Origin of the sequence: Streptomyces sp. ISL-12 (genome assembly GCF_018614415.1) — a bacterium.
Taxonomy (GTDB): Bacteria; Actinomycetota; Actinomycetes; order Streptomycetales; family Streptomycetaceae; genus Streptomyces.
Genome location: NZ_JAGGOO010000037.1, coordinates 1 through 12355 on the forward strand (window position 1 = coordinate 1; position 12355 = coordinate 12355).

General features: G+C 70.1%; 17 protein-coding genes and 1 pseudogene. 13 read left to right on the forward strand and 5 right to left on the reverse strand.

Translation table 11 applies throughout. The features are described from left to right. From J7I94_RS10880 to J7I94_RS10905, 6 genes and pseudogenes are all read left to right on the forward strand, one after another. Nucleotides 1-220: pseudogene (locus J7I94_RS10880) on the forward strand (roadblock/LC7 domain-containing protein); the annotation flags it as partial. Then, nucleotides 217-576, forward strand: coding sequence for a DUF742 domain-containing protein (locus J7I94_RS10885; RefSeq protein ID WP_215166801.1), 360 nt, complete (start codon nucleotides 217-219; stop codon nucleotides 574-576). The pseudogene J7I94_RS10880 and the gene J7I94_RS10885, both read left to right, overlap by 4 nt. Then, the gene (locus J7I94_RS10890) at nucleotides 557-1195 is read left to right on the forward strand and encodes an ATP/GTP-binding protein (RefSeq protein ID WP_215166802.1); all 639 of its coding nucleotides are present in this window, start codon (nucleotides 557-559) and stop codon (nucleotides 1193-1195) included. Before J7I94_RS10885 ends, J7I94_RS10890 begins: the two co-directional genes overlap by 20 nt. Beyond that, nucleotides 1192-2409: a cytochrome P450 gene (locus tag J7I94_RS10895; protein ID WP_215166803.1), complete on the forward strand. Its 1218-nt coding sequence runs from the start codon at nucleotides 1192-1194 to the stop codon at nucleotides 2407-2409. The genes J7I94_RS10890 and J7I94_RS10895 overlap by 4 nt, the downstream gene beginning before the upstream one ends. Before the next feature lie 60 nt (nucleotides 2410-2469). Further along, nucleotides 2470-3588 (forward strand): phosphoserine transaminase, encoded by a 1119-nt coding sequence (gene serC, locus J7I94_RS10900; RefSeq protein ID WP_215166804.1) that lies wholly within the window; start codon nucleotides 2470-2472, stop codon nucleotides 3586-3588. Between the two features lie 139 nt (nucleotides 3589-3727). Then, complete coding sequence (locus J7I94_RS10905; protein WP_215166806.1) at nucleotides 3728-4639, forward strand: hypothetical protein; 912 nt, start codon at nucleotides 3728-3730, stop codon at nucleotides 4637-4639. A 20-nt stretch (nucleotides 4640-4659) separates the two neighbouring features. Here the strand turns inward: J7I94_RS10905 and J7I94_RS10910 are convergent, their stop codons facing one another. Both J7I94_RS10910 and J7I94_RS10915 read right to left on the reverse strand, forming a co-directional pair. Beyond that, on the reverse strand, nucleotides 4660-4854 hold the full coding sequence (locus J7I94_RS10910; RefSeq protein ID WP_215166807.1) for a DUF397 domain-containing protein: 195 nt from the start codon (nucleotides 4852-4854) through the stop codon (nucleotides 4660-4662). Then, a complete protein-coding gene (locus J7I94_RS10915; RefSeq protein WP_215166808.1) occupies nucleotides 4851-5720 on the reverse strand; it encodes a helix-turn-helix transcriptional regulator in 870 nt (289 codons plus the stop codon). Before J7I94_RS10915 ends, J7I94_RS10910 begins: the two co-directional genes overlap by 4 nt. A gap of 126 nt (nucleotides 5721-5846) precedes the next feature. On the opposite strand from J7I94_RS10915, the gene J7I94_RS10920 reads away from it, so the two are divergent. The 3 genes from J7I94_RS10920 (at nucleotide 5847) to J7I94_RS10930 (ending at nucleotide 7811) form a co-directional block, all read left to right on the forward strand. Continuing rightward, the gene (locus J7I94_RS10920; protein ID WP_215166809.1) at nucleotides 5847-6257 is read left to right on the forward strand and encodes an ATP-binding protein; all 411 of its coding nucleotides are present in this window, start codon (nucleotides 5847-5849) and stop codon (nucleotides 6255-6257) included. A 148-nt stretch (nucleotides 6258-6405) separates the two neighbouring features. Beyond that, nucleotides 6406-7350, forward strand: coding sequence for an aldo/keto reductase (locus tag J7I94_RS10925; RefSeq protein ID WP_215166810.1), 945 nt, complete (start codon nucleotides 6406-6408; stop codon nucleotides 7348-7350). A gap of 26 nt (nucleotides 7351-7376) precedes the next feature. Further along, the gene (locus J7I94_RS10930) at nucleotides 7377-7811 is read left to right on the forward strand and encodes a VOC family protein (protein ID WP_215166811.1); all 435 of its coding nucleotides are present in this window, start codon (nucleotides 7377-7379) and stop codon (nucleotides 7809-7811) included. A 10-nt stretch (nucleotides 7812-7821) separates the two neighbouring features. Here J7I94_RS10930 and J7I94_RS10935 read toward each other — a convergent pair whose 3' ends face one another. Together J7I94_RS10935 and J7I94_RS10940 are read right to left on the reverse strand one after the other, a co-directional pair. Continuing rightward, on the reverse strand, nucleotides 7822-8670 hold the full coding sequence (locus tag J7I94_RS10935) for a helix-turn-helix transcriptional regulator (RefSeq protein ID WP_215166813.1): 849 nt from the start codon (nucleotides 8668-8670) through the stop codon (nucleotides 7822-7824). Between the two features lie 19 nt (nucleotides 8671-8689). Further along, complete coding sequence (locus J7I94_RS10940; protein WP_215166814.1) at nucleotides 8690-9445, reverse strand: DUF6879 family protein; 756 nt, start codon at nucleotides 9443-9445, stop codon at nucleotides 8690-8692. A gap of 196 nt (nucleotides 9446-9641) precedes the next feature. Here J7I94_RS10940 and J7I94_RS10945 point away from each other — a divergent pair, with 196 nt between their 5' ends. Further along, nucleotides 9642-9866, forward strand: a complete 225-nt coding sequence (locus J7I94_RS10945; RefSeq protein WP_215166815.1) for a DUF397 domain-containing protein — start codon at nucleotides 9642-9644, stop codon at nucleotides 9864-9866. Nucleotides 9867-9934: 68 nt separating this feature from the next. Next, nucleotides 9935-10405, forward strand: a complete 471-nt coding sequence (locus tag J7I94_RS10950) for a hypothetical protein (protein WP_215166816.1) — start codon at nucleotides 9935-9937, stop codon at nucleotides 10403-10405. On the opposite strand, the gene J7I94_RS10955 is transcribed toward J7I94_RS10950, so the two are convergent. Then, on the reverse strand, nucleotides 10400-11374 hold the full coding sequence (locus J7I94_RS10955) for a WD40 repeat domain-containing protein (RefSeq protein WP_215166817.1): 975 nt from the start codon (nucleotides 11372-11374) through the stop codon (nucleotides 10400-10402). The genes J7I94_RS10950 and J7I94_RS10955 overlap by 6 nt on opposite strands. Nucleotides 11375-11462: 88 nt before the next feature. On the opposite strand from J7I94_RS10955, the gene J7I94_RS10960 reads away from it, so the two are divergent. Together J7I94_RS10960 and J7I94_RS10965 are read left to right on the forward strand one after the other, a co-directional pair. Beyond that, nucleotides 11463-12137: an SGNH/GDSL hydrolase family protein gene (locus tag J7I94_RS10960; protein WP_215166818.1), complete on the forward strand. Its 675-nt coding sequence runs from the start codon at nucleotides 11463-11465 to the stop codon at nucleotides 12135-12137. After that, nucleotides 12134-12346, forward strand: coding sequence for a hypothetical protein (locus J7I94_RS10965; protein WP_215166839.1), 213 nt, complete (start codon nucleotides 12134-12136; stop codon nucleotides 12344-12346). Before J7I94_RS10960 ends, J7I94_RS10965 begins: the two co-directional genes overlap by 4 nt. Nucleotides 12347-12355 lie beyond the last annotated feature (9 nt).

Sequence of the window (12355 nt, forward strand, 5' to 3'; positions counted from 1 at the left end):
CTCCGTGGAGTTCGGCGACGGCACCGGCGGCGTCCGGTCGGCGATGGCCGAGTTCTACGGCGGGGTGCTGTTCATCGTCGAGGCCGGCGAGGGCGCCCACCTGGCCGTGGTCACCGCCGAGGACGCGGACGCCGGGCTCGTCGGCCACAACATGAGCGAACTCGTCGAGCAACTCGGCGAACACCTGACCGCCCGGCCCCGTAAGTCCCGCACGTCATGACGCAGCCCGGCGGCAGGCCCGGCCGGGACGACGCTCCCGACCGCCTCTACACCCTCACCGGCGGGCGCAGCCGGACGGGCTCGGACAACCCGTTCGACCTGGTCACGCTCGTCGTCGCCGAGTGCGACCCGGTCCCCGGCATGCAGTCGGAGCACGCCGCGATCCTGCGGATGACCGAGCGTCCGACGGCGGTCGTGGAGATCGCCGCCGAACTGCGGCTGCCCGTCGGCATCACCAAGATCCTGCTGACCGACCTCCTGGACACCGGACGCGTCAGCGCACGTCACCCCCGTCAGGAAGCCCTACCCGATCCCGAAATCCTGGAGCAGGTGCTCGTTGGACTCCGCAACCTCTAGAGCGAGCGCGCCGCTCGGCGCCTCCGCCGACAACGGCCTCAAGATCGTGATCGTGGGCGGCTTCGGCGTCGGCAAGACGACCCTGGTCCGCTCGGTCAGCGAGATCCGTCCCCTCAACACCGAGGAGACGATGACCCAGGCCGGCGCCTCCGTCGACGACCTGACCGGGGTGCACGGCAAGACGACCACCACGGTCGCCTTCGACTTCGGCCGCATCACGCTCGACGCGCGCAACGTCCTGTACTTGTTCGGCGCCCCGGGGCAGGAACGTTTCTGGTTCCTCTGGGACCGCCTCTTCTACGGCACGCTGGGCGCCGTCGTCCTGGTCGACACCCGGCGCATCGACGACTCCTGGTACGCCATCGACCGCCTGGAGCGCAGCGGCACGCCGTTCGTCGTCGCCCTGAACGACTTCGGCGGCCCCGACTTCGCCCCGGCCCAGATCCGCGAGGCCCTGGACCTGGACCCGCACGTCCCGCTGCTGCGCTGCGACGCGCGTTCCCGCGAGTCGGCCAAGGAAATCCTGATCACCCTGGTGGAACACGTCTACGCCCGCTACGCCAAGACCGCCGCCACCGCCCCCGCACAACCCGCACAACCCACACAGGAGCTGGTGTGAGCCCCCTCCCCCTTCGCGGACCCGGATCCCACGAGGAACCGGCCGAGCTGTACCGGGCGATGCGGCGCAAGCACGGTCCCGTGGCCCCGGTGATCCTGGACGGTGGCATCCCCGCCTGGCTGGTGATCGGCTACCGCGAGCTGCACCAGGTCACCGGCGACCCGGACCTGTTCAGCCGGGACTCCCAGCTGTGGAACCAGTGGGACAACGTCCCCGACGACTGGCCGCTGCGCCCGGTCATCAACCGCGGCCAGCCCTCCATCCTCTACACCGTCGGCGAACGCCACCGCCGCCGCTCGGCCATGCTGAGCGACGCGCTGGACGGCGTGGACCCGGCGGTCCTGCGCGCCGACTCCGAACGCTTCGCGGACGAGCTGATCGACGCCTTCTGCGCCCGCGGCACCGCCGATCTGATCAACGAGTACGCCATGCTGCTCCCGGTCCGCGTCCTGGCGCACCTCTACGGCTGGTCGGACCACGAGGGCCTGGCCCTGGTCACGTCGATGACCGACATGATCAACGCGGGCGACCGGGCGCTGGCGGGCCAGAAGCACCTGCACGACTCCTGCCAGGCCCTGGTCGCCGAACGCCTGGCGGACCCCGCCGACGACGTGGTCTCCCGCATGATCGCCGCCCGGTCCGACTTCACCGACGAGGAGATCGTCCAGGACCTGATGGTCCTGATGTCGGCGGGCCACCAGCCCACCGCCGACTGGATCGGCACCTCGCTGCACCTGATGCTGACCGACCACCGCTTCGCCGCGTCCATGTTCGGCGGACGCAGCAGCGTCTCCGAAGCGATGAACGAGGTCCTGTGGGAGCAGACCCCCACCCAGAACATGCCGGGCCGCTACGCCACCCGCGACACCAACCTGGGCGGACGCCGCATCAACGCCGGCGACCTGCTGATCCTCGGTCTTCAGGGGGCCAACTCCGACCCCCAGGTCCGTACCGACGCGGCATCCCTGACCGGCGGCAACAACGCGCACTTCTCCTTCAGCCACGGAGAGCACCGCTGCCCGTTCCCGGCGCAGGAGATCTCCGAGGTGATCGCCCGCACCGGCATCGAGGTGGTCCTGGACCGCCTCCCCGACATCGACCTGTCGGTCCCGGCCACGTCCCTGCACCGCCGCGAGTCCCCGTGGCTGCGCGGTCTGACGGAACTCCCGGTGAAGTTCTCCCCGACGCCCGCGCTGGGAGGCGCCCTCGGGTGACCGTCTCACCCGACGGACGACGTTTCGCCCAGGTTTCCCGCAACGGATACCCTCGGCCACGTGGCTGAGATCCGGATTCCTTCTGACATCAAGCCCGCGGACGGACGTTTCGGCGCGGGTCCCTCCAAGGTGCGGACGGAGGCGCTGGACGCCCTCGCCGCCACCGGCACCTCCCTCATGGGCACCTCCCACCGCCAGGCCCCGGTGAAGAACCTGGTCGGCAAGGTCCGCGAGGGCATCAGCGACCTGTTCAGCCTCCCCGAGGGCTACGAGGTCGTGCTCGGCAACGGCGGCTCCACCGCGTTCTGGGACATCGCGACCCACGGCCTGATCGAGAACAAGTCGCAGCACCTGACCTTCGGCGAGTTCAGCTCGAAGTTCGCCAAGGCGGCCAGGCTGGCCCCGTGGCTGGCCGAGCCGACCGTCGTCTCCGCCGACCCGGGCACGCACCCCGACCCGCGGGCCGAGTCCGGCGTCGACGTCTACGCGTACACCCACAACGAGACGTCGACCGGCGTGGCGATGCCCATCCAGCGCGTCCCCGGCGCCGACGACGGCTCCCTCGTCCTGGTCGACGCCACGTCCGGCGCCGGCGGCCTCCCGGTGGACATCTCCGAGACGGACGTCTACTACTTCGCCCCGCAGAAGTCCTTCGCCTCCGACGGCGGCCTGTGGATCGGCGTCTTCTCCCCCGCCGCGATCGAACGCGCCGAGCGTGTCCACGCGTCCGGCCGCCACATCCCGGAGTTCTTCAGCCTCCCCACGGCGATCGACAACTCCCGCAAGAACCAGACGTACAACACCCCGGCCCTCGCCACCCTGTTCCTCCTGAACGAGCAGCTGGAGTGGCTGAACGGCCAGGGCGGCCTGGCCTGGTCCACGTCCCGCACGAAGGACTCCTCGACCCGCCTCTACACCTGGGCCGACGAGTCGAAGTACGCGACCCCGTTCGTCTCGGACCCGGCCAAGCGCTCCCAGGTCATCGGCACGATCGACTTCTCCGACGACATCGACGCGGCGGCCGTCGCCAAGGCCCTGCGCGCCAATGGCGTCGTCGACACGGAGCCGTACCGCAAGCTGGGCCGCAACCAGCTGCGCGTCGCGATGTTCCCGGCGATCGACCCGGCGGACGTCGAGGCCCTGACGAAGTGCGTCGACTACGTCATCGAGAAGCTCTGACGTCTCGCGTACGGCACTGAAGGGGTGCCCGGCGGACCGCCGCCGGGCACCCCTCCGCCGTGAACGGCGTCACAGGACGAGTAGGCTTCCCGCGAGGAACCGCCGGCCGCGGGGGGCCGAGGGCGAGGGAGGGCAACGCATGCGTGGCAGGCCGGGACGCGGTGACCAGTGGCGCCGCCCGGGGCCGGAACCGGCCCACCCCCTCCGCCCGCGCCTCCAGGACACCCCCACACCGTCGCACCTCGCGGGCGTCCTGGCGCTCCAGCGTTCGGCCGGCAACGCGGCGGTGACGCACACCCTCGCCGTGCAGCGCGCGAGCGATTCCGACGACTCGGGTCTGGCCTACGGCTCCCTGCCGGGTCCTTCCCGGCGCGCGTCCAGCGACGACGGCTACGACTCGGACCTGGCCTACGAACCTCCGCGGGGCCGTGACGACACCTCGTTCCAGGGCAGCGTGGGCGGCGTGTCCTTCGCGACCCGCCACAACGGCCGCCTGATGCAGGAGCTGAGCAGCTACATCCGCGGCATGTACCGGCACTTCGCGACCGAGCTGGCGACAGCCGGCCGCATCACCGTGCGGTTCGGCCGGACGCAGGGCGGCGGCGTGGGCGAGTGGCGGTCGCAGGAGCGGACGGTCATGCTCGACCCGACCCACCAGGCGGTACGGCGGGCGGGTTCCAGCCGCCTGTTCGGAGCGGCCGTCTTCGAGATCCTCAACGCGTCGCAGGAGGCCCAGCGTGCCGCCCTGGACGCGGACGCCAGGAACGGCACGATCGAACGCCAGGCGGCCGCGCAGCGCATGGATCCCGCGTACTTCTACGCCGTCGAGCTGGAACGCATCGAGTGGCGCAACAGCGTCGTCCACCGCCGGATCATGGCCGACGCGGGCAGGAGCGGCACCAACGCCGACCTGTTCTCCGCCGACGCGGGCGACTTCGAGTCCTACTTGCGGCGCCAGTGGGAGAGCCACTCCCACAGCTACGTCTTCCGCTACAGCCTGCTACGAGCCGAGACGGCGTCCCAGCAGGGCTCGCACGGACACCAACGCTGACCCGTCCGTCCCCCGCCGGTTCAGCTTTCCCGCCCGAACTGCCGCAGGAAGGCGCCCCAGCTGTCACGGGAGAGGACGAGAAGGGGGCCGCCGCCCCCGGGCTGCTTGCTGTCGCGGACGGCTCGGCCGTGGTCAGCCGTGAGGGCCACCTCGACGCATTCGCCTTCCTGAGTGGAGTAGGAGGACTTTCGAAAGGGGCCTGTTATGTCGGTCATGAGGCGTCTTCCTTGATCTTTCGCAGCTTGCGCTGAATGAGTTCCGCGCTCTCCTCCGGTGACAGCGCCGCCGATTGCAGGAGGTCGAACGTCGTGGCGTGCACTGCCAGATCATCCGGGTCTTCCAGGATCGTCGTGCACATCAAGTCGTCCATCGTGACGACCTCGATTGCCGACTCTGATTCGAAACTGAAGGCGGCGAAGGCGGAGGTTCCGGCCGCCAGTGTGCCAGAACTGAACGGCAGGATCTGAAGGGTGACATTCGTTCTCCGTGCCACTTCGAGGAACGCCGACAACTGCTCGCGGTGAACAGCGGCGGTCAGCAGCGGGTACGTGATGACCGCTTCCCAGAGAACGACGGTGTACTTCACCCCGCCTTCAGCGATCCTCTCCTGCCTCCGGCTTCGTACCTTCACCAACTCAGCGATCTGCTCCGGAGACAGCTCACGGGGCCCTTCGGTGATGACCAGCTCGGCGTAGGCCGGCGTCTGCAGCAGCCCTGGAACCAACACGGGCTGCCACTGCCTGATGTGACTCGCGTCGTCCTCAAGTGCGATGTGGTCGAGGTAGTCCGGCCGCAGGCGGCCCGCGTACTCCTGCCACCAACCCCGCTTCTTCGAGTACTTGGCCAGGTCTTCCAGTCTGCCGCGCACTTCGGCGTCGGTCACGCCGTAGGCGTCGAGCAGCAGCCGGACCTCGATGACGCGGGGCGTGGCATGCCCGCTCTCCACACGACTGATCCTGGCCTGACTCGACGCGATCACCTCGGCGGCCTGCGGCTGGTCGAGCTTGGCGGCCTGCCGGTACTGCCTCAACGCCGTACCCAGGCGCCTGCTGCGCACCGTCGGCCGTCCACCTGCGGGCATGGCGCCCCCTCTCTCCGCACGCCACCTTGCCACGCACTCCACCAACCGTGGCCCTGCATCACACGATCGAGTGAGACCTCTGCATACATTTCCCAGTCGGGATTTAGCGGGTGTCGAATACCTCCCATGCCCACAACCGAAACCTTCCGCATCCCCAAACACACCCGACACGTGTCAACGGCCCGTCAGAGACTGCGCAAAGCCCTCTCGGACTGGGGAGTCGAAGACGAACGGGCGGAGTTGGCCACCCTCCTGGCCAACGAACTGGTCACCAACGCCGTGACCCACTGCCGCGTCCCCTACGCCCAGGTGCGCGTGATACTGACCCTGCACGGAACGGAGTTGCTCCTGGAGGTGTCCGACCCGGACCGCGACCGGCTCCCCCGGCTCCACGCCTCCGCCCCCGACGAGGAGGGCGGACGCGGACTCGCCCTCGTGGCGGCGCTGGCCGACTCCTGGGGATGCCGTCAGGAGCGGTACGCGAAGTGCGTCTGGGCGAGATGGGAGACCCTCGTTCCCGGCGCCGCCGACACTTGAGGCCAAAGTGTCATCCACGGAAGGAGGAGGACCCGGGCCGGGCGCGACGAGACATCGACCGGTGACACCTACCGGGTATCGGCCAAGTATTGGCCGGATCGGCCAGTCGGCACGACGATCACGGGGACACTCCCCTTAACATCGTTAAATGATGTCTCTTCGCCCTCTGGGCTCAACCACCCTCAAGGTCGCCCCGCTCTGCCTCGGCGGCAACGTCTTCGGCTGGACCGCCGACGAAGCCGCGTCCTTCGCCGTGCTGGACGCCTACACGGCCGCCGGCGGCAACTTCGTCGACAGCGCCGACGGCTACTCGGCTTTCGCCCCCGGTATGAAGGGCGGCGAGTCCGAAACCGTCCTCGGCGACTGGTTCACGGCGCGCGGCAACCGCTCCGACGTGGTCCTCGCGACCAAGGTCGGCCGGCACCCCGCATATCCGGGGCTGTCCGCCGACAACATCAGGGCGGCGGCCGACGCCTCGCTGCGGCGGCTCCGGACGGACTACATCGACCTGTACTACACGCACTACGACGACCCCGACGTGCCCGTCGAGGAGATCATCGGCGCGCTGGACGGGCTGGTGAAGGCGGGCAAGGTGCGGCACATCGCGGCCTCCAACATCTCGGCCGAGCGGCTGCGCGCCTCGCTGGAGTTCTCCGAGCGCGAGGGCCTGGCCCGCTACGTCGCCCTGCAGCCGCACTACAGCCTGGTCTCCCGGGACACCTACGAGGGCGCCCTCCAGGACGTCGCCGAGGAAGCCGGCCTGTCCGCGGTGCCGTACTTCGCGCTCGCGTCGGGTTTCCTGACGGGGAAGTACCGGCCGGGTGCGGCGGTGGACTCGGTGCGCGCGGGCCGCGTGGCGCAGCTCGTGGACTCCGAACGGGGCGCACGGGTGCTGAAGGTGCTCGACGAGATCGCCGGCGCGCGCGAGGTGGAGGTCGCCACGGTCGCCCTCGCCTGGCTCACCTCCCGCCCGACCGTCATCGCGCCCACCGCCTCCGCGCGGACGGTGGAGCAGCTCCCGGCGCTGCTGGCGCTCACCGAGGTCACACTGACGGAGGCGGAGACGGCGAGGCTGACGGAGGCGTCGGCGTAAGCGGCCTCTCTCGATAGGGTGGCCCGATGACGTCGATCAGGCAGATTCAGGTCACCTTCGACTGCGCCGACCCGGAGCGCGTCGCCCGCTTCTGGTGCGAGGTGCTGGGGTACGTCGTCCCGCCGCCCCCGCCGGGATTCGACAGCTGGGCCGACTTCGACCGCTCGCTGCCGCCCGAGCGCCAGGGCTCGGCGTTCGCCTGCGTGGACCCCGAAGGCGTGGGCCCGCGCCTGTTCTTCCAGCGCGTCCCGGAGGGGAAGGTCGTCAAGAACCGGGTCCACCTCGACGTACGGGTCGGCACCGGCCTCGTGGGCGAGGAGCGCGTCGCCGCCCTGGAGGCCGAGTGCGCCCGCCTGACCGCACTCGGCGCGACCCGCGTCGAACTGCTGCGCGCCGACGGCTTCAACGAGTCGTGCCTGGTGATGCGGGACGTGGAGGGCAACGAGTTCTGCCTCGACTGAGGGGCCCGTCTCAGACCTTGATACTCCGGCGCACCCGCGCGATCACCTGCTGAGCCTCGGCACCGAAGACGGCCGCCTCGGCGAAGGTGTCCCAGACCCGACGGTAGAGAGCGATCGTTTCGGCGTCGTCGAGCCAGAGTTCGGCGTGCCAGTCCTCGACGACGGCCAGGCGGTCGTCGAGGACGTTGAACGAGTTCCCCATCGCCAGCGGCAGCGTGCCGTCCAAGGGCAGGATCCCCAGGTTCACGGTGTCCATGCCCACCACGCCGCACAACCGGTCGAGTTGAGCGACCAGCACTTCCGGCGAGCAGATCCGTCCCCACAGGACACTCTCGGGCATGAGCAGGTTCAACCGTTTGCCCGGCCGGTACAGCCATTCCTGGCGCTTCAGGCGGGCCCGCACCGCGTTCTCCGTGTCTCTCGGTGTCTTGCGGAGCTGGGCATGCCGCTCGAAGAGGCATCGGGCGTAATCGGCCGTCTGCAGCATGCCGTTGACGGCGGCGTTGCTCAGCGCGTGCACGGTGGTGGTGTTGGACACGAGGGCGTTCCAGGTCTCCTGGACAGGGGCGTGTCCGGCTGTTAGCTGACGGCGCCAGGAACGGATGTGGCTTTCGAAGCCCCTCAGCCGCGCCTGCAGTTCCGGAAAAACGGCTGGCTGGCCCACGGCCTCGGACCATGCCCGCAGGTCGTCGGCCGTAGGTGTCTGTCGGCCGTTCTCCAGCTTGCTGACTTTCGACTGCCGCCATCCCAACCGCTGTGCGAGCTGAACACCGGTGAGCCGTCCCTCAGGGCGCTCGGTGCGCAACTCGCGCAGTCTGCGGCCGAGTTCCTCACGCGCCCTCTGGTAGTCCGTGCTCACCGGTTACCCGCTCCGTCGCCTACATTCCGGCCGTGAACTCCTCCCACGGCACGGCGTAATGCCAAGCAGCATCCCTGATCATCGAGCACCGCACCACCTCGGCGGGCTCCGTGATCAGGTCCACGTGCGTGAGCTGATCGTCGTAGTCGAAGCGCAGAAGCGCGATGAGACGGCTGTCGAACAGCCAGAAGTCCTCGTCGGGCAGCCGGAGCCGGTCGGCGTCGACACGCCACATGTTGCGGATGTCCTCGCCGGAGGCGATGTTCCACCTGGCACCGTCGAGGAGGTAACGCTGCCCGGTGGTCGGCGGCTGGTCCACGATACGAACCCGCTCGACTCGTTTGCCCAGTCCGGTCTGCTCGCGGATCGTGTCGCGGAAGGAACGCACCGGCGCTCCGGCGGGCCAGTCCTCGACAACGGACCCGGTTTCGATGAACCCCTTCCAGCGGTCTCCTGCCTCATCGCTCGCGTAACGCCGACGCGTCTCCAGGCGCCACGCGGTGTGCTCGAACTTGCGGAAGAGACCGCCGAACTCCTCAAGCCCGATCGTCCTCACCTTGCGCGTCCGCTCTTTCGGCGCCCAGTCCACCAGCAGCTCACGCGGCACCACCACCGCTACTTCGCCTTCTGAGAGGCACTGGAGCTGCGCCACGTCTTCCGCATCGGCCAGTGGGGCGCCCTGCACGATCACCTCCCCACTGTCCACATCCTCATGGACGGCCGGACATCCGTCACCGTCGCTCCCCGTCCCGTTGAACCGCAACCTGCGCGCCACGCGCAACCACCCCCTGGGTGTCGACGAAATCCGTGTGCGCACAGCATCCCGGGGACTCTGAGTGAAAGTCCATGCATCCAGAGTAACCACGTGAGAATAGTCGAGAATATTCGGCCCGATGCCGCGTCCCGCCCTCCTACGGTCGTCGCCAGACCATCCACCCAGGCCGTGACCAGGCCAGACGGGAAGGCACCTCATGCCCCGAACCCCCGACCTCTACGCCCTCGACATCGCCTCCGCCACCTTCGTCCAAGCCTGCGGAGGCCCGTGCAGCGAAGGCTGCGTGACCCTCGCCCGCATCGGCACCGACGCCTGGGCCCTCGGTGACAGCAAGCGACCCGACGTACCGCCCCTGCGGTTCACCACGGAGGAGTTGGCCGTCGCCGGCATCGACCCCGCCCGTTTCGGCCTCGCCCTCTGACCGTCCCGTCGCCGGCCGGCTCCCGTGGAGCCGGCCGGCCCGCACCCTGCGAACAGGACGACGCCCCGGTGCACCACCACGCCTACCTGTGGACCGGCCCGAAGGCCCGCTTCGACCAGGAGGCCCTCCGGCGCCCGCCCCACCCCGAACCACCTCCACCCGGCAGCCGGCCGGAGCTGATCCACCGTCACCGCGACGTGGCGACGGCCTTCCCCACGTCCGATCTCCCGCCCCTCGAAACGGCGTACTGGCTCCTCAAACCGCCCGCCCTGATCCGCGGCACCTGGGACAGAGCCGACGACGCGGCGGCCTGGCTGCACGACCGTCTGGCCGAGTACGCGCCCCGGTTCGCCGCCGCGGCCCAACGGGACGCCGGCCGCCTGGCGGGCCACGTCACCGCCGCCACCGAACGCCTCACCGCCGGCGGCGACGTGACACTCGGCTTCTACCTCGAACGCCCGGCGTACCTCTCCCTCACCCTGGTGACCTGCTCCCCGCACCGCGCGCGGCCGGAACTCACCTGCCCCCTGCCGTCATGACCGCCGGAACAGCCGCCGCAGCCCGAACACCGCCGCCAGCACCGCCAGGACCGCCGCCGCGCCGCCGATCTTCAGCGTCCTGCCGTCCGTCCCGGCACCGTCGTCGGAGGAGGAGGCCGCCGGACTCCCGCCCGTGGACGACGACTCGCCGCCCCCGCCGGGCGCGTCCTGCGCCTTCACCGCACTGTTGGCGCCCTCCATGCCGAGCAGCAGCTTCTTGCCGTCGACCGTGTAGGTGACGGACTCGCCCTGGCCGAGTGGCACGCTGATGCGGCCCTCGCGCTTGATCTTCCCGTCGTTCCAGTCGTAGTACAGCCCGCCCAGGTACCCGCGCACCGTGAGCTGCTCGCCGTCCGGCGAGAACGCCGCGTCCGTGGCCCACAGGTCGACGGCCGTGGAGCGGGTGAAGACGTTCGTCCCGGACGTGGACAGTTCGGCCGGGCCCTCGTACAGGTGCCCGCCGTCCTCGTTCTTGTCGATGATGTAGACGCGGCCGGTCTTCGGGTGGACCACCATCGACTCGGCGTCCCGCGCGCCGTCGTCGTACTCCACCACGTACTGCTTCGCCTCGACCGTCTGGTCCTTCAGTTCCGTCGGCTCGGGCAGTTCGTAGATCCACACGTGCGGCCAGGTGCCGCCGAGGTTGTCACCGATGTCGCCGACGTAGATCCGGTTGTCCGGGCCGATGGAGATCGCCTCGACGTCGCGGGGGGTGCCGATCCCGGAGAGGGAGACGCGGGCGACCGTCCTGCCCGTCGAACCGTCCACCGCGTAGAGGTACGGGCCGGTGTCCTGGTCGTTGTGGGTCCAGTAGACGCCGGGGTGGAGGCGGGAGGCGGCCAGGCCGCTGGACTCGGTGATCCGCGGGTCCGTGATGGTGAACCCCTCGTCCCCGTCGACGGCGAAGGCGGGCACGGCGCACGCGCCCGTGAGGAGGGTCGCGGCGAGGAGGGCGAGGGATCGGCGCATGGGCCCAAGCCTGCCATCCCGGACGGGTGTTCGTGACGGTGGCCGGGCTCACGTCGTCAGGGGTCCGGTGATCGTCCATGATGTACGGATGCTCAGGTTCATGCCCGTCGGCGACTCCCAGACCATCGGGAGCGCGGGCGACCACACCTGGCGCTACCGGCTGTGGCAGCACCTGTGCACGGCGTACGACGGTCCGTTCACCTTCGTCGGCCCGCGCGAGACGCTCTACGACAAGGCCGCCGACGCACCGGTCTCCCTCGCCTACGCCGACCCCGGCTTCCCCCGGGCCCACCTGGCCGGCTGGGGCGAGGGCTGGCTGCACATGGCCCCGCTGATCGGGGACGCGGTCCGGGCGCACCGCGCGGACGTGCTCCTCGTCGCCCTCGGCCTGATCGACCTCGGCTTCTACACCGACGCCGGGCAGACCGTGGAGAACGTCCGGCGTTTCGTGACCGAGGCACGGGCCGCCCGGCCCCGCGTCCGCATGGTGCTGCTGCCGGTCATCCCCAACATACGGGCCCGGCAGGACCCCGCCTTCGGCGCCCAGGTCGCCCTCTTCAACGACCTGCTCGCCAAGACCGCCGCCGACCTCGACGAACCCCGCTCCCCCCTGCTGCTGGCGTCGGTCCCGCCGACGTACGACATCCACAGCGACACGTACGACGGGACCCACCCCGGCGACAGCGGCGAACGGAAGATCGCGGGGGCGTTCGCGGAGGCACTGCACCAGGGGTGGGGGCTGGGCGGGCCGTACGCACGGTGACCCGTGCCCTGGTCGCCGTGCGTATCGTCGTACGGCCCCGACGACCACGGTCCGAAGAAGCTCGCGTACGCCGCCGCATCTTCACGTACCCCGAGGACGGCGACCGCACGACCGGGACCCGGGCCGCCCTCGGGCAGGACCTGGACCTCACCGGCACCGTCCTCGGCCTCACCGTCCCGACCGCCGGCTTCCGCCGCGACCGCGACTGACCGCCCGCC